Here is a 24,563-nt window from a genome sequence, read left to right on the forward strand (position 1 = left end):
CATGATTATCGAACATATTGATAACACAATCATTATAAGAGTGTAATTTGAGATAAGCACCAATTATCTTTCTTAGAGCGTCAAAGGAACATCGATCTTTTCTAATTATGGGTGTTACCTCATGTTGTTGCTTTAAAATCAATGAGTTCCCGAATAATTATCTAGAGGCTTTGTTGCTATGAAAGTAGTTGCTTTAGAGTTAATGGCTGCTCTGCTACGCCCAAGCGTTGCGCTGCCGTGAGCCCTTGCTTATCTTGGTAGCACAGATTGTGCCAAGCTCTAAATATGTCGAGCAATGGAAGAATGCCCCCAGGACGAAGTTTACGTCTGGGCTCATTGATGAAGCTATCAAATAACAGCTGAAAGCGCTGTTGATAGAACTTAGTTTGTTGAATTGAGGCCGTGTTAAACCACTGTTTTGGTTCTGGATTGTTACCTGTTAGGTAGCAGATGCCTTTCTGATTATCACCTTGATTCGCAATAGCCCAACGATCTCGCCACCAACTCATATGAACGATGTCGATCTTTTCAAAACTTTGATCGTCTTGCCAGCCTGAATCTTCCTCTACATACATAAGGTCAATATTTTGACTCTGAATGCGCGGCAAACATACGCTTAAAGCGGCAGATCTTAGTAATGGATCTTGTGGCATATAGATGGCGACATGTTTGTCTTCATTACACATATCCAATACATGTAGGAAGTGAGCATAAGAGGTATAAGGCGGTCGAATTAGTGCGCCTTTTGAAGGGTAGCTAAATGTGGTGAGGTTACCCATAGGGTCCTCAACGTTACCTCTCGCAAGAATCACTTGGTACTGCTGTTCAATGCGCTCTTTTAGTTTGTCAGAGGGCTGAGGTAGTTCGAGATTCGCTTCTGAAGAGTGCTCTTTGGATACAAAGCGTGCAACATCATCATAAGGGTTGTGGTCGACATTCCCTGATGGCTCTTCATTTTGAGAGTAGTTAACGTGTTGGCAAAGGATGTAGCCAGAATGCGCCTCGCCAGTCGCTATCCAAACCACACCGTTGTTACTTTGTGGCTGTAGACGCTGGTAGTGAGATGCGAACTCGTAATCTTTCGCATGGTTAACCCATCGTGCATCGATCATCGCTAATTTACGACGACAACGGCTCGCGATATGGTCAACATGATCATAGAAAGTCTTTGGATTGATCTCTAATTTTCTACAGATTTCACGTACGGAATAGCCCATGAACAGTAAGCCCATGAGGTTTTCTTGAAATTGAAGTTTTTTATTGGATCCAGACCATTTATCAACGAAGGTTGATTGGCAGTCTTTGCATCGATAACGCTGCCTGTCGCCACTATAGCCGAAGGCATGATAAAGATGTTTGTGGGTATGAACCGATAAGCCGAAGTTATCGCAATCATCATTACGACAAGCAGGGAGCCCATCGCTGTGAAGTTGTCTTAGGCGATGAAGTTCGCTTAACACTTCACGATTGTTAAGTAAGGGGGGGAAAGCTCCACATTCACGACAAACCATCGCAGGACGCTTAGGGTTAGCGTGTTGCAAAACATACCGTTTTGCATCGCTCAAGCCAAAGTTGTCACACGCCAATGTTTTACAAAAGTTGAGTTGCAAACCATCCGCATCTTTTGGCAGCTTGTCGTTAGACACGATCTCCCCCTCGGGATTATTTGAGCAGCCAAGCGAGCTTGGCTGCGGGGTAACGCTTTTCAATGTATCTTTTATCAAGTCGTTAGATGTTGATTGCTGTCTCTAGAGCAACTTTCATCATGTCGTTGAAAGACTTTTGACGCTCTTCAGAGCTTAGTTTCTCGCCACGGATGATGTGGTCAGATACTGTTAGGATAGTCAATGCTTTAGCACCAAGGTCTGCAGCAACACCGTAGATACCAGCTGCTTCCATATCAACACCTAGGATGCCTAGTTTTTCCATTTTTTCGAAAAGGTCAGCTTCTGGAGTGTAGAAAAGGTCAGCAGAGAATACGTTACCAACTTTAACTGGAACTTCTTGTGCACGTGCTTGGTTTACTGCTTCTTCTAGAAGGCCGAAATCAGCGATAGCCGCGAAGTCGTGGTTGTTGAAACGAATACGGTTTACTTTTGAGTCAGTAGAAGCACCCATACCGATAACAACGTCCATTAGTTTAACGTCGTCACGTACTGCGCCACAGCTACCTACACGAATAACGTTTTTCACACCGTACTCAGCGATAAGCTCGTGTACGTAGATGCAGCATGATGGGATACCCATACCGTGGCCCATTACAGAAACTTTCTTACCTTTGTAAGTGCCTGTGTAGCCAAACATGTTGCGAACGTCACAAACTTGCTTCACGTCATCAAGGAATGTTTCTGCAATGTATTTTGCGCGAAGCGGGTCGCCCGGCATAAGTACTGTTTCTGCGAAATCACCAGCTTGAGCATTAATATGAGGTGTAGCCATGGTCGTTCTCCAAAGTTTAAACGGTAATTATAGGAACAGGATTTAATCAATTACCGATTCTGTTGAATTGAATTCGTTTTGTTGAGGCAATATTAGCGAGTTAGAACGTGGCTCCATGAGACTTTAGTCACAAAATAGGTCTGTCATTATAGTTTTATTAATATTGATAACCAAATATGTTGAAAGCGTAAAGGCAATCGATTTTGTATGGGTAAATTGCAAGCCAATGAGAGGAAAAGGCCCACATATAAACTTGTTGCCTATCAGTTTCGAGACAACAATACGTTGTAGAGACGTTTGATCAGCGATAATCTAAACTTTGATAAAAGACAAACCAAGGATTTGTATGTCGTATTGCGCTAACTCGACGCCTTTGCAGTCAATGAAAACCCGACTACACAGGGCAGCATCGCTTGTTGTAAGAACTACTTTGCTTGCCAGTGGAATAGCTTCATCGTGGGTGTCTGCTGCAACCTTTGAATTGCCACCAACAGAAAGCCGTATTGTTGGCAGAATACAGCAGCATGAAGTGGTGGCGGGCGAAACCTTGGCCATCATTGCCAAGCAATACGATATTGGTTTCCTCTCTTTAATGGCAGCCAACAAAGGAGTGGATCCTTTTCTTCCCGCGGAAGGCTATGTGTTAAGCATTCCAAGCCGCTTGATTTTGCCTGACACCCCAAGAAAGGGGATTGTCATCAATCTTGCTGAGTTAAGGTTGTATTACTTTGAGCCTGAGAAAAATCAGGTGCATGTTTTCCCTGTCGGCATCGGTCGAGTGGGGCGTGATACTCCCGAGATGATCACCAAGATAAGCCAAAAAAGACCGAATCCAACATGGACGCCACCAAATTCAATCCGCAACGAGTATCTTGAAAAGGGCATTGAATTACCGAGAGTGGTTCCTGCCGGGCCGGAAAATCCATTGGGAGAGTACGCTTTGAGGCTTGCTTATGGCGCTGGCGACTATTTGATCCATGGTACAAACAAAGATTTCGGGATAGGTTTACGAGTTAGCTCTGGTTGTATCCGAATGGAACCTAAAGACATTGAGTGGCTGTTTGAGCAAGTGAACCGTGGTGAACAGGTCACCATTATCAATGAGCCGATTAAGGTGTCATTAGAGCCTGATAGAAGTGTGTTTGTAGAAGCGCACGAGCCATTAACTCGAAGTGATGGTTCAAAGAAATCATTACAGATCCCTGTGGAACTAAAATGGTGGCTTGAAGACGCAGAACTGCCAAATTCAAAGGCGAAAGCGGTTATCTTTGCTCAAAACGGCGTACCTGTAGAGATAGCACCACCTGTGATTGAGTTTTAATTCGATTGCCTCTTCTGCAACAAGGGGCGGTTTCCCTTTCTCTACTCGAATTAGTCCCTTCTACTCAAGTTAGTATCGCCCAAAAAAAAAGCACCACATCCGTTAAGAGGTGGTGCTGTCCATATACTGCTTTTGCGACTTATTTAAACTACAGCTTAATCGCACTTAGATCTCAAACTACTTAGTGTACGACTCAGCGATGTTGTCGATACGTTCGTTAGCACGATCCGCTTCTTCTTTTGCTGCCATAGCGGCTGCTTCTGCTTCTTGTGCCTTCATTTCTGCGGCTGCTTTGTCACTCTTAAGTGCTTCAACTTCGCTAGTAAGTTGAGCAACTTGGTTAGTTAGTTGATCCATTTCTGACACTGCAGCTTCTTCTGGCTCTGAAGAACAACCGGCTAAAATGAAAACTGAGGCTGCAGCTGCGATTAACGTCTTATTCATAAGAACTCCTTGCTTATTTATCATCAAAAGATGCGCTATACATTCTCTATCATATAGTCGCTTCATTAATGATTGTAGCGACTAATTTTTTAACTGCAAAAACAATAAATAAAGAAATTGCTAAATTTTTGAGGTAATTAGCTGAGCATCACGTTCTGTCTCACTTATGAGATGAAGGGTTTAGAGGCGACTGTAATGTGTTCTTGGAGAGCCATCCCTTTGTTGGCAATGCATACAATGTTCTAGCTAGAGATAGATTAAAGGATAAATTTACTGTGATCTCTATCCTTATAAAGTACTTTCGCGGTATCATGTCACGTTAAATTAATTTTATTCAATACCATCATGACTGGAGAGTCCTTTGCACTTTAAAGATTTAGGCTTAGATAACCGCTTACTGAAGAACTTAAAACATTACGACTTCAAGAAGGCGACAGAGATCCAATCAAAAGCGATCCCTGTTGCTATTGCTGGTAAGGATCTATTGGCTTCATCAAAAACGGGATCAGGAAAAACATTGGCGTTTGTGTTGCCAATGATACATAAGGCTTTAAAAACAAAAGCGTTTTCTGCTAAAGATCCTCGTGGTGTAATTTTGGCTCCTACTCGTGAGCTGGCTAAGCAAGTTTATGGTGAACTGCGTAGCATGCTTGGTGGTTTATCTTACGAAGCGGCGCTTATCTTGGGTGGCGAAAACTTTAACGACCAAGTTAAAGCACTGCGTAAGTACCCTCGTTTTATCGTTGCAACTCCAGGTCGTCTTGCTGACCACTTAGAACATCGTTCATTGTTCCTAGATGGTGTTGAAACGCTAATCCTTGATGAAGCAGACCGTATGCTTGACCTGGGTTTCGCTCCAGAACTTCGTCGCATTGCTAATGCTGCTAAACACCGTCGTCGTCAGACACTAATGTTCTCTGCAACGTTAGATCACGCTGAAGTAAACGGCATTGCCAATGAAATGCTAGATGCGCCTAAGCGTATCTCTGTTGGTGTTTCTAACGAGCAGCATTTAGATATCACTCAGAAATTCTACCTATGTGATCACCTCGATCACAAAGAAGCGATTCTAGACCGTGTACTAGAAGAAGCTGAATACCGTCAGGTAATGATCTTCACTGCAACTCGTGCTGATACCGATCGTCTAACAGATAAGTTGAACGAGAAGAAGCTTAAAGCGGTTGCACTGAGTGGTAACCTAAACCAAACGCAACGTAATGCTATTATGAGCCAGTTTGAGCGTGCGGTTTACAAAATCTTGGTAACAACCGATGTTGCTTCTCGTGGTATCGATATTCCAAACGTGAGCCACGTTATTAACTTTGATATGCCGAAGCACACCGAAGAGTATGTTCACCGTGTTGGTCGTACTGGCCGTGCAGGTAACAAAGGCGATGCAATCTCTTTGGTTGGTCCAAAAGACTGGGACAGCTTCAAGCGTGTTGAGCTTTACCTTCAACAAGATCTAACTTTCTCAGTGCTTGAAGGCCTAAAAGGTAAGTTCAAAGGCATCAAGCCTCGTAAACCAGCCTGCAAGAAGGGCGGTCCAGCTAAGAAAGCGGGCAAACCTCAAGCGAAGAAGACAGCGAAGAAGCCAGTTAAACGTGATAAGAGCTTCCACCAAAATGTGGCAGTGGGTGACACAGTGTTTATCCCTAAGAAGAAAGTTGCGCCAAAAACTGACGATGAGTAACCAACTCGCGTGAGCCAAAAGCTAACGTAAATAAAAACCGCCAATATTAGGCGGTTTTTTTGTGTCTGTACCTTGTCTATTTCTCGTCTCCCTTTATCTTGCCCTATGCTCATTTAACTTCTGAAAAGCTTGAAAGGACACCTATCCTTGCATCTATTCAAAGTCGAAGGTCGAAAATGAAGATATGAGAATATTATCCGCTAGATATTTATGGATTGCGGTAGTTGGGTGCGTCACGCCCCAAAACACATAGCGGTCTGAACCATAGGTTGCGCATTCGTTAGTTAAGCTATGGCGATATAAGTAATCGGAAGCTGAATGGCGCTGAATATCTAAACATGCATCTGTGGCGTTCTGAAATCCATGTTGCTGCGGGTTTTCAGTAATGTGGTTAAACAGATCATGAGCATTGAAAAGTACGACATTGACCCCCCTAGCTTGGTAATACTCAGCTTGCTCTTTGATGAAGAGGTTAAACTCAATTATTTTGCTATGCACAATAGAAATTTCATCTTCTGTCGAGTATTTAAATTGTGGAGCTTTTGTGGCGTCAGGGAGAGTGAAGAGCAAAATGTTTTGAGCACCACTTCCCGTTAAACGAATTAGAGCGCTGCTGAAATCAGCTTTTACATCAGCCACCGATCGTTCGTAATTCATAAAGTCGTTAAGGCCGAACTCCAAAGTAAATAACGAGTTTTCTGGACGGTAATTCTTCGCGGCTTCCATGTATTTCAGGTACGACGTGACTTGGTCATAAACTCCTTTGAGGACTCCATACTGATTTGTGCCTGCCGCCCCACCAACTGCCCAGTTATACAGAGGTATGTTTTTCTCTCTAGCTAGGTACTCTGTCCAGACTAAGCCATTTGAGAAGTGACCTAAGAACCATGAGTTGGCATTCGGAAGAACCCATTGCGAACCGTTGAATAAGTTTCCAGTATCAGAAAGGCTATCCCCAAATGTGATGATTCGATTAATTTTATTGTCTTGGAGTTCTTCGTCATTGGTCCATATTGAGTGGTTGTAGGAGAACCGACTGTCTGCTGCAAAATAAGTGATGTCGGCGGCATCATGCTGGATGTCTAGTGTCTCTTCGCAACGTTGTTCTATTTCTGATTGTGGTGTTCCACTAAAGAACATGTTTTTATACGATGAGGGCGACCACCAATATCCATCGATAGTGTAGTAATTGCCATCTTCGTTTCTTGCCCATTTCCAATCAGTTGCAACTGAGTCATTCGATATGTCGGTTCGGTACCAGCATCTGATATATGATCGTGTATCAAGCATCTGCCCTTGTGCTACTTCGTCAGGAATTGTTGCATCTAGAGGCATTGATGTATCGGCGATAGCTGATGCAATTAGAGGCATTGTCAATGTAAATACCAAGATCATTTTCTTCATTTTAGAGTACTCATTTAGCAAAGTAAGTAAGGTTAATTACTTTATTATTAATAATAAGAATAAATATCATTTAGGCAATGTATTGAATATTACTCATTGTTGCGTCAATAACTCATATGAAGCACGTATAATAAGTGTTACATAGATCCAACTTTCAACGGTTTTGCGTTCATTAATTTTTATCTGGGCGAGAGTCCATACCTACTTTATTCACATTTACTATTAATAGTTATCTCACTTAATTATTATTAATCAATTGATTACTTGTTTTATCGTTTATTGTGACTTTGGTTGAGCAATGTTCATCACTACTGTTTAATTCCAGTTCAATCTCACAAATATCGAGTCCCTACTTTCTGTTTTATAAAATCATCAACTACGGTTCTTTTACTCATCAGAGGTCTAATCTGTTTAAGGAAAGAGCATTGAAAAAGATATTAATTTGGACGATAGCTTGTCTATCCAGTTTTGGTGCCTATGCAGGAACGAGCGCATCGGCATTAGAAGTCAGCGGATACACTGAAACGAAATATCCCATTGTGTTGGTACATGGCTTGTTTGGCTTCGATACATTGGCGGGCGTCGACTATTTTTATGGCGTACCGGAATCTCTGACAAAAGATGGCGCGAGTGTATACGTCGCTCAGGTTTCTGCGACCAACAGCTCTGAAGTTCGTGGCGAGCAGTTGCTAGCTCAAGTTGAAACACTTTTAGCGGCAACCGGAGCGAGTAAGGTGAACCTAGTTGGTCACAGCCACGGCGGACCAACAGCGCGCTATGTGGCTTCAGTTCGTCCTGATCTGGTAGCCTCAGTGACAAGCATTGGTGGCGTCCATAAAGGATCTAAAGTTGCCGATCTCGTGCGTGGAAGCGTATCAGAAGGCTCAGCTGCGGAAGGTATCGCGGTTAAGTTGGCTGGTGGATTGACGACACTGATTAACCTTTTATCTGGTGGAACGGATCTAGACCAAGACGGACTCGCTTCTCTTGAAGCGTTGACCACTGAAGGTTCGCTTGCATTCAACCAGTTTTACCCTGAAGGCGTTCCGACGTCTGCGTGTGGTGATGGTGAATGGCAAGCAAACAACGGTGTTTATTACTATTCATGGACAGGATCTTCCACTTTTACCAACCTTCTGGATCCTACCGACGGAGCGATGACAATCCTTGGTTTAGCTTTTAATGAACCTAATGACGGGTTAGTGGGAGCATGTAGCGCGCATTTGGGCAAAGTGATTGGTGATGATTACAAAATGAACCACCTAGACGAGATTAATGGGTTGTTGGGTATTCATCATCTCTTTGAGACTGATCCAGTGACGTTATATCGCCAACACGCGAATCGATTGAAGTTGGCTGGTCTGTAAGTCGCGCTGCCCAAAGTTAAGATCATAAGGAAAATATAATGAAAAAGACCGCCATTTTGTCGATAACCACGATAGCCCTGATGAGCACAGCGGCGGTCTTTTTATATCTAAAGAAGGAAGAGGTAAGTTCATATAATAACAACGAACAAAGCGCTTCTTCATTGAAGGTTAGCTCTCAACAAGATACCGAAATCGATAGTGCGTCAGCCAAAGACATGATGGAATATTTCGTGTCAGGCAATACAGAATTAACCCTCGAAGAGATTCGTGACAATGTGGCAAATCACCACGAGCAATCACAAGCAGCGGTGGTCGATGAAGCATTGTTCGCAAAGTATCTTGAGTACAAGTCGGCACTGACAACATTGGATGTTCAATTCGACACCACCTCAATATCCGCAGAGGACTTACGCGCACTGAATCAAGCTCTGCTTGACCTTCAAACTCAATTTTTCAGTGAGAGCGAGATAAGTATCCTGTTTACCCATGACAACAGAATGAGGGAAATTGCTTTAGAAAAGTTACTTCTGAAACAAGAAGGGCTAGACGAGCCGGAATATCAGCAAAGGCTTGAGTCTTATCTATCTGAGCAACCTGATTATGTTCAGTCGAGTCACCAGAATCAGGTGTTACTCCAACAACTCTCTAGCTCTGAAGGTCTCGATGAACAGGGTAAATACTTAAAGAGAAGCGAACTTGTTGGTGAAGAAGCAACCCAAAGACTTGAAGCACTTGATAAACAAAGAGCGGCCTTTGAAGACTCTTTTGAGGTCTACTTGGCAGAACGAAATGATGTTTTGAAAGATTCATTCCTATCAGAAACCGAACAACAAGAGAAGATTGCGCAACTTAGGACTGAACATTTCCCACCAGAACAGCTTAGAAGGGTAGAAGCGATTGAAAGAATTCGAGCTAATGAAACTAAACAGTAAAGTCATTTAGTTTCATTAAGTAAACGATTGCTTATTCTGTAATATGGTAAATCATTGCTTATAATCAAAACTATCAACTGGTTTTCTTCTTCTGAATAAACATAAATATTCCATAGTAATACAAGACCAATTCATAATTAATTGACGTATCTATCGTAATTAATATCACATATTTGTGTAAATGATAATTGATCTCATTATCGTTTAGGTGCAGTATACGCAAAATTTGTTAAATTAGCGTATGGATTTGTTGGGTTTATGAAAGTGTTTGTGTTGTTAGCTTTTACTCTTTTACTGACGGGGACGGTTAGTGCTTCCGATCAGTTCTCTTGGCTTAGAGATGATTCCCGTAGCGCGAACAACGTACTCAACTATCTTAATCAACAAAATAATAAAACTCGGCAGTATCAAGAACGTATTCGGTTATTGAGTGAATCCTTGCAAGAGAATTGGCAGGGCAACCGCCCAGAGAGAGCTGACAAACCATGGCTTGAAATCGGTGGGTATGAGTATGCGATCCTCAATCACAATGGTGAAAGAGTTTTATTGTCCCGATTGGTTGGGAATGAAGAATCAACGCAGCTACATAACCTTGACGATCGATCTACCGATCTTGATTACTATCAGTTAGCTGGCTGGGCATTAAACTCAACAAGAACACAGCTTGCGATCGCCGAAGATGTCACAGGATCAGAACAGTTCCGAGTCAGTGTTGTTGATCTTAAAACTCGTCAAGTTACCCCAATCGCGCGGAATGTAGACAGTACGCTTACGTGGTCGAAAGACGATCAATCTCTGTATTTGGTTCAACTTGAGCAACAAACTTCGAGACCTTATGCGCTAACGCAATACTTCTTAGACCAGTCAGAACCAAATCAATTAATTGAAGAACCAGATTCTGCGTGGTTACTGTCGTTCTACCTTTCAAGTGATAAGCAATTTGCTGTTGTTCAGGCAAACAGTGAGGATTCAAGTGAGCAACGTCTCTTAAATCTTGATACCGGCGAAATCTCTAAACCTCTTTTACCTCGCAGAACTGGCGTGGAGTACTACGTTGATGTTGTTGGCTCTCGTTTATTCTCGAACAGTAACCATGCTCGTAAGGGATTTGCTTTTTACTCGGTAGCGCTTAATCAAGCATCAAAAATAGATAATTGGAATGCTGTTTTTGAACCGAGTGATGAATCTAGAATCAGTAACTTTCATCTGTTTGAGTCGGGGCCTGTGATCATCACCCAGACTGGTGCGTCTCAATTTTTACAATTCTTCGATAACGACGGACGTCATCGTTCAAGACAGCTGATAGCAGAACCTGGTCAAGTTGCTTGGGTAAGCCAAGTAGGTGACTACCAAAGTAACAAACTGCACATTCGAAGCATGTCTTTAACTCAGCCAGCGAAGTGGGAGCGGCTGAATACTGACACTCTAAAACGAGAGCTCTTCTCTCAAGATCACTACCCTGAATATCAAAAATCTAACTATTATTCCGAGCAAGTCATCGTCAACTCTGGCGGGGTAACGATCCCAGTAACTTTGGCGTATCGCAAGGATAAGCTCACGAAGGATACACCTCTGTTTTTGTACGGGTACGGGGCCTACGGAATGACGATGAAGCCTTACTTTATGCCCCAAATCATTAGCCTACTTGATGAGGGCGTGATTTATGCAATTGCACATGTTCGCGGTGGCGGCTTTTATGGTGACGCTTGGTACCAAGCAGGAAAAGGGGTCAAAAAAGAGAATGCTATCTCGGATTTCATTGCTGTAGCTCGAGATTTGACGACATACGATCAAGGTAGACGCCCAATTTACGCTATGGGTGGAAGCGCTGGTGGCACTCTTGTTGCCGCAGCATTAAATCAGGCTCCTGACTTGTTTAATGGTGCAGTCCTTAAAGTCCCCTTTGTCGATGTCGTGAACAGCATGTCTGATTCTGTAATACCTCTAACGGCTCAGCAGTATGGTGAGTGGGGCAATCCAAATATTGCCGATGAATTGAAGGTAATGCAGCAATACGACCCTTATCTGAATCTTAGCGAACAAAACTACCCACCAATATTGATTCAGGTTGGCCTCAATGACCGCCGAGTTCCCTATTGGGAAGGAGCTAAGTATTACGCAAAACTTAGCGAACTAACGACCGGGAGCGGGCCTTATTTATTGTCGACAAACTTTACTCAAGGGCACTCGGCAGACAGGCGACGATCGCAATCGCAACAAGCGTTTGAGTACGCATTTCTTTTATCACTTATCCCAAAAGACATTAAAGCGGAGCAGTAAATGAAGCTTTCCCCCTTATCAGCGGCAGTCCTGAGTGTACTTGCTGCCAACCTCGTGCACGCCGAATCTGAGGTTTATCACTTTGAAGAAGTGATCGTAACAGCGAATAAAATAGAACAGCGACTATCCGAAGTCGCTGGGTCAGTGGCTGTGATCACTGGTGAAGAACTAGAGAAAAAGGGTGCAACAGAGCTTTATGATGCAATAAAGAGCGAGCCGGGAGTTAGTGTTTCTGGGGAAGCGGGGCGACCTCAAAACATCACTATCCGCGGAATGACAGGTAATCGTATCTTGATAGTGAAAGACGGAATCAAGTCTGCTGATGGCTTTGGTGCCAATGACATCAATGACAAGATTGGACGTAACTCGTTTGATATGTCTAACCTAGAAAGTATTGAGGTTATAAAAGGGGCTAGTTCGTCTGTATTTGGCTCAGGTGCTATTGGTGGTGTGGTGGTGGTTCGGACTAAAAAGCCGGGGGACTATCTCGAGGAAAAAGATTTCTATAGTGATGTCTCTGCAACCTATACCAGTATCAGTAATAAATACAAAGGCGCAACAAACCTCGCCTTCCGTTCGGGAAAATTCGAAAGCTTGGTTAATCTTTCTTATTGGGAAGGTGAAGAAACTCGAAATTTTGATGAAGACTTATATAACCGAGACATAGATGGTGTCGGTGGTGGTTACACCTTGAACTACTGGTCAAGTGATGCCTTGATGCTCAAAGGGAATGTTGAGTACTACAAAGAGAATCTAAGTCGAAAAGAAGGTACCTCTAAGATCCAAAAAGACGGTAAGTGGGACACTGAAGATTTTGACCAACAGTCTTATACGGAGACGTTTTCTGCGTATGCGGGTTTTGAGTATCTGCCCTTAAATTCTTGGTTTGAGGAATTAGATGCCAAGATATATTGGCGTGATATGACTAATGAGGATACCACGAATCGTTTGATGTCTCGAACCAACAACAACGTTTCCGAGCTTCGTAGAACGATTGATGTTCGTGGTTTCACGGATCAACTTCTTGGTACTAACGCCGATTTTATTAGCGCATTCCAACATCAAAACATGAGCCATACCTTGTCTTATGGCATGAGCATGGAAACCAACCTCCATGAGCGTCCAAGTCAATCTTCTGTTTTAGACTGGAACGGAGTGTCACTTAACGCGGATGTCCCTTTTGCTCCAGCTCGCTCGTACAACTTTGCTGCATTTGTTCGTGATGCGATTGAAATTGATCAGTGGACGGTGACGGGAGGTGCCCGTTTTGATTTACACCAGTTGAAGCCTGAGTCACAGAGAACGATCAATGGCTACGAAGTGAAGGAACAAAGCTCTAGCGAGTTCTCACCTAGCTTATCGGTGAGTTATCAGTTAACAGAATCACTCAACACATACCTTTCTTACAACCACGGCTTTAGAGCTCCGGGTTATGACAAAATTTATGGTTATCAAAACCATGACTTTGTCCCAATTACCCCATTTGTCATTGTGCCTAATATGGACCTAGAGGCCGAAACCAGTGATTCGTTTGAGCTAGGTAGTAAGTTTGATAATGGCCAAACTCAGTTATATGCCGCCGTTTTCTATCAGAAGTTCGATAATTTTATCGACGTTAAACAGATCACGTTTGTACCTGACTCAAATACAGGCAACTACTACAAGCAGTATCAAAACGTAAATGGAGTCGAGACGTACGGCATTGAAGCGTCAATTGCGCATCGTTTGAGTGACTTTTGGAGTGTGAGTACCAAAGTCGGTTTTGTTGATGGTGAAGATGAGGATGGAGAAAAAGTTCGCACATTAACCCCTTGGGAAGGCAATGCCGAGGTGACTTATGACGACAACATGTTCTCCGCTTACGCGATGGTTAATTGGGCTCAAGCTATGGATAGCGTACCTCAGTGTGAAGATGATTTAGGTATCGTTACTGACTGTGCGACCACCTCTGGCTGGGCAAGTGTCGACTTGGGAGTCAGTTACTCTTGGAACTTTGGTTTGGATGTTAGCGCCAATGTGATGAATCTATTCGACAAAGAATATATCCGATACCAAGACGTTGCGGGTATTGTGGACAGCAATAAAATTTACTCCACAGAACCTGGCCGCTACTTCACCGTTAACGCCAAGTATGCGTTTTAAGGAGGGTATATGAAAAAGAGTCTTCTATACCTCGCTTTGTTCTTGGTTTCAGCAGCCAGCAGCGCTGCCGAGTGGGATTACCCAATTGATAATACTGTTGTGACAACGCAACAGGAAGCCAAAGCCTATTTAGAACAAGCTTACCCTGAGGTTGGTACGTTTAGGTTTCGTTATCAAACTCAGTCTAAGTTGGGGCACCACTACAACTTCGATGTATTGATCGAAGGCGAGTACCAACAACAGAAGTCTGTGGTGTTATCAACCAACATAGACGAGCAGGTTTCGCGAGTCTTCAGGAGTCTGGAAAATACCGTATTACTCAATGGAATTCCGACAACGGCAGCTGAGCTTGAAGTTCCTCGTTTGCTAGAAGCTGAGCGAGCGCCAAGCTTAAGCAGCGGGCAAGTGGTTTCGACGCATGTAAATGTATTCAGTCCAGATTTGAGAACTATGGACAAAGCTGCACCACCAGAATCTTTACTTACCGATGTTAGCCAATACCCGAGTCTTCCACATTATGTACAAACTGATGTGGAGGTTTTGAACCACAGCGATGGTATCTACCTTACCAATGATCGTGTCTCTCAGGTTGATGCAGTTGCCTTATATTCGATTGATACTGACTCGGGTGCTGTAACGAATCGTGATGCTTCAAATTTCCTCGCAGCTGAAGGTGTCGCTAAGTTTACTGACCTAGCTGAACTACAAAATGTAGATTGGCAAGATACACGATTCCCGCAATTAATGGTTTTCGCTCACCTTGATCAATCTTTGCGTTATATCAGCAACTTGGGCTTCGATCTGTTTGAAGAGCCACTTGAGTTCGATGGCAGAGGTTTATCCGCAGATAACTCGACCTATTACTATGGCCCCAAAGCCGCTTTGTTTGGTATCGGTGGAGGATCTCCAGATGCATTAGATGGTGACGTAATTCTGCATGAGCTAGGGCATGGGATTCATTATCATATAGTAAAAGATTGGGCTTATGGTCATACCGGCGCAATCGGTGAAGGTTTTGGTGATTACTGGGCGGGTAGTTTTAGCTTTCGTACTCAATATGAAAATGCTCAAACTCGTGGACAAGAGTTCGAGATCGATACCGTCTTTAACTGGGATGGTTACTTCGGGGTCAGGAATACCACTCGTAGCCTATGGAACCAAAGAGCACGTTACTTTAGACAAGCGGAATATCGCCCTCATGAAAGCGTTGCGGGTGAGCTAGGTGATGAGCTTTGGTCAACGCCTTTATTCCAGGCTCTGAAAGCATCGGTTGAACAATATGGTGAGCACGCCTTTAAAGAGTTCGATTCAATCGTACTCGAATCTATGTACGGGGTTGGTCGCGGGTTGAAAATGCACGACCTAGCTGAGAGCACGCTGTTTGTGGCTCAAAAACTGTATCCAAATCGCGATTATGCCGAAATATTGAAGCAAAAATTTGATGTGCATGGGCTGGTAATAGAGCCGTTTAAGGTTGAAGTTGCTAGCCGCTATGTTGATCCAGAAAAAGCGCTAGCGATCGAGTTGTACCCCACGCTCAGACAGGCACAGGTCGACGGTCAGGTTAAAATATCGACATTAACACAGCCATTCGTTAGCGATCCGGTTAACCAACTGTTGATAGAGGCAAAACTTCCTACTGGTGAGGTTTGTGGTTCGTCAGTCACCATGAATACGAGCGTCGATTATCAATACAGCGACGCTTTGAAATCACAAAACTGGCAGCATGATTTGTCACTTGTTTATGGGCTACCTGTCCTCGAATCCGATATCAAAGAAGTGAACAGCTTCCTTCCTGACAGCAGATTGAGTTCAACAAATCAGCCGATCGTTGGGTTTAAAACATTTAATTTCACCCTAAATGGAGCGGTTCAAACAGCAGACGAAAATTTCGGAGTGTACCTAGAGATCGATCACCCTCGATTGAGTGATCTAGTGGTCACCTTGATTTCACCTAGAGGGACACGGATAGATTTACTGAACCATAAATCGACGCGATTTTCTGGCTTTGATGGTTACTTCACACTCAAGCATGACTCGGTTCTAGATTCGTATAAGGGGGAACCTATTAACGGATCTTGGCGCTTAGAAATTGCCGATTATGTGAATGGTGAAACTGGGCACTTAAAACGTTGGGGCCTTGGCACTATTTCAACATACGAATGTGGTGAAACAACCACTTCACCTCAAGAGCCAGCCGTTGCCAGTGGTTCCTCTGGTGGCTCAGCTTCACCCATATCAATTCTATTCATGTCCTTGCTCTCGTTCGGCAGGTCATTTGGTACGCGTAACTTGTCTCTAACGGCAAGGCTCTTTAAAAACAAAACAAGAAGATAACTCTATGAAACCTCAATTGACAATTTTGGCCATCTCTTTGGCTCTTGCTGGCTGCGGTGGTTCGGGCGGTTCCGATACCTCTGCTTCTGCAGCACCAACCTATACCGTGTCAGGTACAGTGACAGCACAGAATGTAGATTTGCAAAGTAAGGTCTGTGCAGACATAAATCAAAACTACATGTGTGATAGTGGAGAGCCAAGTTCGACGGCTAACGCGAATGGCGAATTTAGTATCACCAGCACTAAGAAGTCGATTTTATCGGTTCCTTTGTTAGCTCAGGTGGATACGGGGATTACAGCCAATAGCACGAGCAGCTCTGCATCTTCTTACGCTTATATTGCCGCTCCCGGTCTTCAAAAAAATACGGGAAACGAGATTAATGGTATCAGTTCACTATTGGCGGGTTATGTCGCAGACGGGTTAACGGTAGCTGAGGCAAACAACAAATTAAAAGCGCAGTTGGCGAAAAGTGGTATTACGATCTCTGGCGATATTCAAGACGATTTATCTGCGTCTGAACTCGCGAGTCTGGAACAAAATGTCGTATCAACAATTAAGGCGTTTAAGCACTCTAATCGTGCGTTCATGCTGGCTCAATTGAGTGCGAAATTTGATAAGAGTGCGGCCGATTATGTGGGTGGAGTACTAGATAATGACCAAGTTACTGCTTTTGCAAATTTCCTCGAAGGAGAGCTAAAAGCTGCGACAGCATTGAATGATACGGGTGTTTTACGCTATTTCTCAGATATTGATGACACACAAAATGTCGTTGAACCACAGAGTTCATTCCCAGGTCAAGATGCAGAATACGGCTTTGATAAAACAGAGCTGAATGCCAATACCGGTAATGGTTTCCAGTTCGCAAAGTTAGATTCAAATGGCCAGGTGCTTGCTGATGATGCAGCGGAGTGGTCTTGTGTTTTGGATCAACGCAGTGGCTTGATTTGGGAATCGAAAACGGATGATGAAAGCTCTATTCAACATAAAGATCGCATATTAGCGCTTGAGCTACCTGGACGAGTAACGCCTTACGATCAAGATGTTGATTTAGCGACGTGTAAAACGAAAGGTGATGCGGTATGTACCACTCAAGATTACGTTGAACATATCAATGCAATGAACTTATGCGGCAAGTCAGATTGGCGCTTGCCAACGTTCAATGAATTCTACAACGTGCTCGACTTCGGTGAGACCGAAACCAACTCGGATGGTGAAGTTTATGGTTTAACTTACAAGTACTTCCCACATCAAACCCTTGGTATTGACTATACGACTTACACTGGCTCGGTATGGACACAATCCATTACTTATAGTCAATATACAAACACTGCTGTTGAAGGTGGCTTCTATTATAACGAGATTGGAACCCAGGGCTCAGATAGAGGGGTTGTTGGTTCTATAGAGATCTATTCAGGTGATGTCGATTCTTCAGATAATTATGACTCGTACCAATTCCCAGTTCGCTTAGTTTCACTACAAGGTAAATAGATATGAAAAATTTACTCTCCATCACTTTAATGGCTCTGTTTTCTGCGGGTGCAATGGCACAAGAGTGCAGTTTAGATATGGAAAAATCGGCTCCGAGCACACGTTATGTTGCGAATGATAATGGGACGTTTAGTGATGAACTGACAGGGTTAACTTGGATGCGTTGCCAACTGGGTAAAACTTGGGATACGAAGACATTAGCTTGTAGTGGGCCTGCTGAAACGTATCACTGGCAGAGTGCTCTCTCTATGGTTGAATCAATCAATGATCAAAGTGGCAGTCATGCGTTGCATCAGTTCGGTGGTAAAAAAGAGTGGCGCATGCCAAACATCAAAGAGTTAGTGTCACTAAAAGAAGTGGCTTGCCACTCTCCAGCAATGAGTCACAAGGTGTTTGGTGATACATTTAACGTTGAAGCTGGAAACTTAGCCGTTTATATATGGAGTTCAACTCCTGCGAGTGATGGTCAGAGCGTAATGACGTTTGATTCGATTAATGGTGAGGTTTACCAGTACAACGCCGCACAATATAAATTTAGCGTCTTATTAGTTGCAGAATGATTTAGTTCTTAATGCGTAAATAGAAAGGCCGTGGTTTTCCACGGCCTTTTAGGTTTTGGTATATAGGTCTTAACTTAAGTCTTAGACCTAGACCTAGACCTTAGACCTTGAAGCCTACACCTTAAACCCTATACCTTAAAATAATCCAACTGCTGCTTTTGCTGCTCGGCTAGGTTAGATAGCTCGTGGCTCGCTGCTGCGGCTTGAGTAATACCGGTTACGTTTTGGCTTACTAGGCTGTAGATGTTTGAGATATTACGGTTGATGTCTGCTGTCACTTGGCTTTGTTCTTCTGCGGCAGAGGCAACTTGAGTGTTAATTTCTGTCATGTCGGTTACTGAGTTAGCAATACCAGAAAGTGCTGCGCTCACCTCGCCTGAGAGTGTTTGGTTGTGCTCTAGCATAGCTAATGAACTGCTCATGCTCTCGTTAGCGTTGCCAGATTGAACCTGCAAACCTTCAATAATGGTTTGGATCTCTTTAGTTGAATCTTGTGTGCGTGCCGCTAGCATTCGAACTTCATCAGCAACAACCGCGAAACCACGGCCACTTTCACCTGCGCGAGCCGCTTCGATTGCCGCGTTAAGCGCAAGCAGGTTAGTTTGTTCAGAGATGCTTTGAATCACCTCAATCACTTTGCCAATCTGTTCAGAGTGCTCTTTTAGCGTGCCCACAACATTTGCAGCTTCGCTTAGCTGAATCGCCATCTGTTCGTTAGCTTTGTTGCTTTCATTAAACAAGCTCATGCTGTGTGTTGCCATTTCGTCGGCTTGCTTAGACGCTGAGTCAGCTTGTACTGCGTTCTCATTAACGTGCGATGCGGTGCTTTCTAGTTGGTTTACAGCAGAAGCGACTTGCTCCACTTCTTGCTTCTCTTGGTCTGAGTTAACGCTGGATTGTGTCATTACAGCCGCTAGCTCTGTCGACGCAGAAGCCACTTCAATACTGATTCGAGATAGTGAACTTACGGTGTCGCGCAATTGCTCAACGGATTTGTTTACGTCTTGGGCAAGGCGAGATATTTCGTTGTCGCCATGCTCTTCCGCTTTTACTAGCAGGTTACCTTTTGCTACTTCGCGCATGGTTTCTTGGATATTGCTAAGCGGCTTAACAATGATGCCAGCTAGCGTCCAGCTGATGACTAATGCGATTGAAAGAATCACTAACAGTGCGATGGTTGCGGTATTGAGTGTGCTGGTGTGTTGCTGGCCATTGATGTCCACTTCTTGAGTGGCAATACGGTTCAGTTGCTTTGAGAGGAGGTTGATAGCTTGCACCATTTCGTTACCCGCGTGACGATATTGGTCGATTGCGATCTGATAGCGGTTATCAAAGTCAGAAGGTAGCGCTGCGCTGCCATGTTTTGCTCTTAATAGAGGAAGCATAGTGGTGCGAGAAAAATCGACATAGTGATTCATCGCTTTGCTCATTGCGGCTACTTCATCTTGCATGCCTGGCACTGTGTCTAATGAGTTCAGTAGGCGAGTATTTTGGTCGCGTTTTTGGTTTAGTGTTTCAACCAGTGTTTTTACGTCATCAGCATTGAATAGGCTGTAGATCGCTTTGATGCGCATGCCATAGCTGTTGTCGACGATTTCACTGAGTTCTTCTTTATGTAGGATGAGTTGATCGGTTGCTGTTGATACATCTTTAAAAGCGTTTTCCAGTTTGTCACCACCGATGATGACACCCGTCAAAAGTAATACGACGGAAAAGAGTACTGGAATGAGAATTTGTATTTTTATCGATAAGCCACTGAGAAGTTGGCGCATGTAATGTCCCTCTTTGAATAAATAAATGAGCAGAAGCAATTGTTATTATTGTTATTAGCCAGTGATTCTAACTTCTGAGAATGACAATTCAATCAGTAATAGATTCGATTTTGATATATGCGATAGCTATTTCATAAATTATGATTATTTATTGTGCAAACAAGGCTTTAGCCATTTTTAAGATAGGGTTATTTAACACAGAACCCTGTGTGGTATTAGGTAATGAAAGGGATGGCGAGATATTGAGCGGTTTGGCTTAAATAGGTTGGAATGAATATTCAGTGCCTATAAGTGAGGCTAATTTATTACTTCAAGGTTATTTGGTAGGGGGAAAACAAGAAAATAAATTGTAGTTGTCATATAGGCTTCAATTAAGTGAAACACAACTGTCACATTCAGATTCTAAAGTGGGCACCGTTCAAGCAAAACAACATTACGGCAATAACGCCACTAAAGGAAATTTGTGATGAAAAAGACAGTTATCGGTGCAATCGCACTACTAGGCGCTCTAACAGTGAATACAGCTTCAGCTAAAGAAACTATCTCTGTAGTTGGCTCTAACAGTGCTTCTCCACTGGTTGAAGTTTTTGCAGAAACCTACATGAATAAAGGCGAACCAGTGTTCATCGAAATTCAAGCACCGGGTTCTTCTGCAGGCATCAAAGCAGCAAAAAATGGAAGTGCTGACCTTGGTATCTCTTCTCGTGACCTAAAAGAAGAAGAGAAAACAGCTGACCTGAAAGAGCTCGTTATCGCTCGTGACGGTATCGCAGTTGTTGTTAACCCAAATAACGAAGTATCTGCTCTTACAGCTGAGCAAATCACTTCAATCTACAAAGGCGACATCACTAACTGGAAAGATGTTGGTGGTGCAGACAAGCCAATCGTAGCAATCACTCGTGATACTGCATCTGGTACACGTGGTGCATTCGAAGACATCATGAAACTTAAGAAGAAGATTGGCGACAAGAAAGTATCGGCTATCTCTCAACGTGCTCAAGTTGCAAACGGTAACGGCGCACTTAAAGTTTCTGTAGCAAGCAACCCATACGCTATCGGCTTTATCTCTCTAGGTACAGTTGACGAATCTGTTCAAGCTCTAACTATCGACGGCGCTGCTGCGACTGTAGACAACGTTAAGAACGGTTCTTACAAAGTTGCTCGTCCTTTCCTAGTTCTTTACAAAGCAGGCGCTCCAACAGCTGAAACTCAACAATTCCTAGATTGGATGGTTGCAGATGAAGCTCAAGCTATCGCTGACAAAAAAGGCTACATCACAGTTAACTAATCTTAACTGACCAACACTTAATTATTGCTCAGCCTAACTTAGGCTGAGCCTTTTCTTTCAACTTTGTCTATTTCGAGCTCTTGTTGAGCCACAAAGTTTGAGATTTTATATATGACCATCGCAAATAGTGAAAAGCTTATGAATACTGAAGCGACTCAAATCAACAAGCCAAGTCTACGTGCTAAGAAGCGCATCGACTGGAGAGAAAGAATCTTCCACGGCTTGTTCTTATCGAGTGCTGTAATCGGCATCGTATCACTAGCCGTTATCGCTTACTTTATCGTTGCAGAGAGTATCCCTGCATTCCAAGAGGCGGGTGTTTCTGGCATCGTTCTGGGTGTTGACTGGTTACCTCCAGCTCTATTCGGTGTTGCAACCATGATCGTTGCCTCGATCGTTTCGACACTTGGAGCTGTAGTTGTTGGTGTGCCAGTTGGTGTATTAACCGCTATTTTTATTGCTGAGATTGCTCCAAAGCGTCTGGCAGATATTATTCGACCAGCAGTTGAGCTTCTAGCTGGTATCCCGTCGGTAGTTTACGGCTTCTTCGGTCTGGTAATTATCGTTCCAATGATTCAGAACATTTTCCAAGTACCAGCCGGTAATACTATCCTGGCAGGTATCATTGTTCTGGGTATCATGATTCTTCCTACCGTTATCACGGTTTCTGAAACTTCGATTCGTGCTGTACCTCGTACATACAAAGAAGGTTCACTTGCACTGGGCGCTTCGAAAATCTACACAATTTTTAAGCTACTCGTTCCTGCTGCACGTTCAGGCATTATGACTGGTGTGATTTTGGGTATCGGTCGCGCACTTGGCGAAACGATGGCAATCATCATGGTTATGGGTAACGCGCCAGCAATGCCAGAAGGTATTTTGGATTCGGCTCGTACGCTAACAGCAAACATTGCAATTGAAATGTCTTACGCAAGTGGCGTTCACGCTAACGCACTGTACGCAACAGGTGTTGTACTTCTAGTGTTCATCATGATGTTAAATGGTGCTCTACTTTATCTTAACCGTGAAAAAGCGAAGTAGGCGAGGATAAGTAATATGGATCGCGTAAAATTAAAGCAAGCACGTCAAATCAAAGATAACATCTTAAAAGGTTTTATCTGGGCAGCTGCGGCTGTAACCGTTGGTTTCTTATTCTGGATTATTTGGTACATCCTATCGAACGGTCTGCAATACGTAGATTGGAACTTCATCACTGACGATTACACTCGTACTGGTGAAGAGCGTGGTATTTTCCCAATGATCATCGCCACGATCTACATGGTAATTGCATCGATTGCAGTCGCAGCGCCACTGGGCATCATGACGGCAATCTACCTAACAGAATATGCGAAAGTAGGTAGCCGTTTGGTGAAAGTGATTCGATTCTGTACTGAGTCGCTCGCTGGTATTCCATCGATTATCTTCGGTCTGTTCGGTATGACCTTCTTTGTTTCGATCCTTGGCCTTGGCTTCTCGATTCTATCGGGTGCATTAACGCTAAGTATCTTGATTCTTCCTGTAATCATTCGTACTACAGAAGAAGCATTGATGGCAGTACCACAAACTTACCGTGAAGGCTCATACGGCCTTGGCGCTTCAAAAATCTACACTATCTGGCGTTTGATCTTACCAAGCGCAATGCCAGGTATCTTAACTTCGGTCATTCTTAGTATTGGTCGTGTAATTGGCGAATCAGCACCTGTATTTTTAACAGCAGGTATGGTGGCACGTGTTCCTGAGTCGGTATTCGATTCTGGCCGTACACTAACGGTTCACCTATATAAGCTGACAACAGAGCTATTTACTATCGATGAGTGGAACCAAGCCTACGGCACGGCGACAGTCCTAATCGTATTGGTTCTCTTGATCAACATGGTTACAAAACTGATTGCAAGACGCTTCAACACGGCAACTTACTAAGCTGATTAGCAGGCTCAACAATAAAGAGAGCCTCCGTGATAAAGAAAGCATCAAGCTAGACACGAATTTAAGAATTTAGAGATTACGACAATGAACAAATTTGATATTGAGAACCTAGATCTGTTTTACGGCGACAACCAAGCGCTTAAATCTATCAACCTGCCAATTCCAACTCGTCAGGTTACGGCACTGATTGGCCCATCTGGTTGTGGTAAGTCAACGCTACTACGTTGCTTGAACCGCATGAATGACCTAATTGAAGGCGTTACTATCAAAGGTAAGCTGGATATGGATGGCACAAACATCTACGGCAATATTGATGTGGCTGACCTACGTATCCGCGTCGGCATGGTATTCCAAAAACCAAACCCATTCCCAATGAGCATCTACGAGAACGTGGCTTACGGGCTACGTGCTCAAGGTATCAAAGACAAAAAGCACATTGACGAAGTAGTAGAAAGCTCACTGCGCAGTGCGGCACTTTGGGACGAAGTAAAAGACCGTCTTAAAGCACACGCATTTGGCTTGTCTGGTGGTCAGCAACAGCGTCTATGTATCGCTCGTACCATTGCAATGGAACCGGATGTAATCCTAATGGATGAACCAACATCGGCTCTAGACCCAATCGCGACGCATAAGATTGAAGAATTGATGGAAGATCTGAAGAAAGACTTCACTATCGTTATCGTAACGCACTCAATGCAGCAAGCGCGTCGTATTTCAGACCGTACTGCTTTCTTCCTAATGGGAGAGCTTGTAGAGCACAACGAAACGAGTGTTATCTTTAGCGAGCCAAAAGATGATCGTACTAAAGGTTACGTAAACGGTGACTTTGGTTAATTGATTATTCAAGTGCTGTGTTTGGCCTTTTAGCGAAATCAGCACGCTAACTGATACGCAGGTTAGATAATCGAATAGATCGACAGAATTATCACTATAACTATAAGCGATGGAAGTTTTGCCCCACTTTAGGTGGGGCTTTTTTATGCCTTTAAAAAAGTCCCAATGTCGATGAAATTTTGGGCAGGAAATCCCATTTTTGTAGTCCTTCTCATGCTTGTGATAATGTAAAAAGTGAAATTGCGACCCGCTTAACATCTCATTTTTAGTTACATTGATTGCATATCAAGGCTTCTGTATTTTTGCTGTATTCTCAATAGCCAATGGACGGAAGC

The 24,563-nt window shown here is 43.5% G+C and carries 18 protein-coding genes; 13 read left to right on the forward strand and 5 right to left on the reverse strand.

Features of this window, described 5'->3' with window-relative positions:
• Positions 1-176 precede the first annotated feature (176 nt).
• Both BCU34_RS17445 and deoD read right to left on the reverse strand, forming a co-directional pair.
• Positions 177-1,646 (reverse strand): lactate dehydrogenase, encoded by a 1,470-nt coding sequence (locus tag BCU34_RS17445; RefSeq protein ID WP_048661020.1) that lies wholly within the window; start codon positions 1,644-1,646, stop codon positions 177-179.
• Between the two features lie 82 nt (positions 1,647-1,728).
• On the reverse strand, positions 1,729-2,439 hold the full coding sequence (gene deoD, locus BCU34_RS17450) for a purine-nucleoside phosphorylase (RefSeq protein WP_048661021.1): 711 nt from the start codon (positions 2,437-2,439) through the stop codon (positions 1,729-1,731).
• A 346-nt stretch (positions 2,440-2,785) separates the two neighbouring features.
• Between deoD and BCU34_RS17455 the strand changes: the two genes are divergently transcribed.
• Positions 2,786-3,760: a L,D-transpeptidase family protein gene (locus BCU34_RS17455; RefSeq protein WP_102478696.1), complete on the forward strand. Its 975-nt coding sequence runs from the start codon at positions 2,786-2,788 to the stop codon at positions 3,758-3,760.
• Between the two features lie 177 nt (positions 3,761-3,937).
• On the opposite strand, the gene BCU34_RS17460 is transcribed toward BCU34_RS17455, so the two are convergent.
• Entirely contained in the window at positions 3,938-4,204 is a 267-nt protein-coding gene (locus BCU34_RS17460) for an Lpp/OprI family alanine-zipper lipoprotein (protein WP_017061882.1), read from the reverse strand.
• A gap of 361 nt (positions 4,205-4,565) precedes the next feature.
• On the opposite strand from BCU34_RS17460, the gene BCU34_RS17465 reads away from it, so the two are divergent.
• Entirely contained in the window at positions 4,566-5,897 is a 1,332-nt protein-coding gene (locus BCU34_RS17465) for a DEAD/DEAH box helicase (RefSeq protein WP_102478697.1), read from the forward strand.
• 153 nt (positions 5,898-6,050) lie between these two features.
• Here the strand turns inward: BCU34_RS17465 and BCU34_RS17470 are convergent, their stop codons facing one another.
• Entirely contained in the window at positions 6,051-7,301 is a 1,251-nt protein-coding gene (locus BCU34_RS17470) for an SGNH/GDSL hydrolase family protein (protein WP_102478698.1), read from the reverse strand.
• Between the two features lie 425 nt (positions 7,302-7,726).
• Here BCU34_RS17470 and BCU34_RS17475 point away from each other — a divergent pair, with 425 nt between their 5' ends.
• The 7 genes from BCU34_RS17475 to BCU34_RS17505 all read left to right on the forward strand — a co-directional run bounded on the left by BCU34_RS17475 (position 7,727) and on the right by BCU34_RS17505 (position 18,408).
• Positions 7,727-8,668, forward strand: a complete 942-nt coding sequence (locus BCU34_RS17475; protein ID WP_102432078.1) for a lipase family alpha/beta hydrolase — start codon at positions 7,727-7,729, stop codon at positions 8,666-8,668.
• Between the two features lie 38 nt (positions 8,669-8,706).
• Complete coding sequence (locus BCU34_RS17480; protein ID WP_017070049.1) at positions 8,707-9,600, forward strand: lipase secretion chaperone; 894 nt, start codon at positions 8,707-8,709, stop codon at positions 9,598-9,600.
• 258 nt (positions 9,601-9,858) lie between these two features.
• Positions 9,859-11,880: a prolyl oligopeptidase family serine peptidase gene (locus BCU34_RS17485; protein WP_102479024.1), complete on the forward strand. Its 2,022-nt coding sequence runs from the start codon at positions 9,859-9,861 to the stop codon at positions 11,878-11,880.
• The gene (locus tag BCU34_RS17490) at positions 11,881-14,022 is read left to right on the forward strand and encodes a TonB-dependent hemoglobin/transferrin/lactoferrin family receptor (protein ID WP_102479023.1); all 2,142 of its coding nucleotides are present in this window, start codon (positions 11,881-11,883) and stop codon (positions 14,020-14,022) included. It abuts the gene before it with no gap.
• Positions 14,023-14,031: 9 nt separating this feature from the next.
• The gene (locus BCU34_RS17495; protein WP_017070046.1) at positions 14,032-16,359 is read left to right on the forward strand and encodes a proprotein convertase P-domain-containing protein; all 2,328 of its coding nucleotides are present in this window, start codon (positions 14,032-14,034) and stop codon (positions 16,357-16,359) included.
• A 4-nt stretch (positions 16,360-16,363) separates the two neighbouring features.
• On the forward strand, positions 16,364-17,848 hold the full coding sequence (locus tag BCU34_RS17500) for a DUF1566 domain-containing protein (protein ID WP_017070045.1): 1,485 nt from the start codon (positions 16,364-16,366) through the stop codon (positions 17,846-17,848).
• Between the two features lie 2 nt (positions 17,849-17,850).
• A complete protein-coding gene (locus tag BCU34_RS17505) occupies positions 17,851-18,408 on the forward strand; it encodes a DUF1566 domain-containing protein (protein WP_004732048.1) in 558 nt (185 codons plus the stop codon).
• A gap of 128 nt (positions 18,409-18,536) precedes the next feature.
• On the opposite strand, the gene BCU34_RS17510 is transcribed toward BCU34_RS17505, so the two are convergent.
• On the reverse strand, positions 18,537-20,180 hold the full coding sequence (locus BCU34_RS17510; RefSeq protein WP_102479022.1) for a methyl-accepting chemotaxis protein: 1,644 nt from the start codon (positions 20,178-20,180) through the stop codon (positions 18,537-18,539).
• A gap of 466 nt (positions 20,181-20,646) precedes the next feature.
• Here BCU34_RS17510 and BCU34_RS17515 point away from each other — a divergent pair, with 466 nt between their 5' ends.
• From BCU34_RS17515 to pstB, 4 genes are all read left to right on the forward strand, one after another.
• Positions 20,647-21,468: a phosphate ABC transporter substrate-binding protein gene (locus tag BCU34_RS17515; RefSeq protein WP_057623610.1), complete on the forward strand. Its 822-nt coding sequence runs from the start codon at positions 20,647-20,649 to the stop codon at positions 21,466-21,468.
• A gap of 111 nt (positions 21,469-21,579) precedes the next feature.
• Positions 21,580-22,509: a phosphate ABC transporter permease subunit PstC gene (gene pstC, locus BCU34_RS17520; RefSeq protein WP_019822958.1), complete on the forward strand. Its 930-nt coding sequence runs from the start codon at positions 21,580-21,582 to the stop codon at positions 22,507-22,509.
• Between the two features lie 15 nt (positions 22,510-22,524).
• Complete coding sequence (pstA, locus tag BCU34_RS17525; RefSeq protein ID WP_048661034.1) at positions 22,525-23,388, forward strand: phosphate ABC transporter permease PstA; 864 nt, start codon at positions 22,525-22,527, stop codon at positions 23,386-23,388.
• A gap of 90 nt (positions 23,389-23,478) precedes the next feature.
• Positions 23,479-24,228, forward strand: coding sequence for a phosphate ABC transporter ATP-binding protein PstB (pstB, locus tag BCU34_RS17530; protein ID WP_004732036.1), 750 nt, complete (start codon positions 23,479-23,481; stop codon positions 24,226-24,228).
• Positions 24,229-24,563 lie beyond the last annotated feature (335 nt).

Source organism: Vibrio sp. 10N.286.45.E10, assembly GCF_002874195.2.
Lineage (GTDB): Bacteria > Pseudomonadota > Gammaproteobacteria > Enterobacterales > Vibrionaceae > Vibrio > Vibrio crassostreae.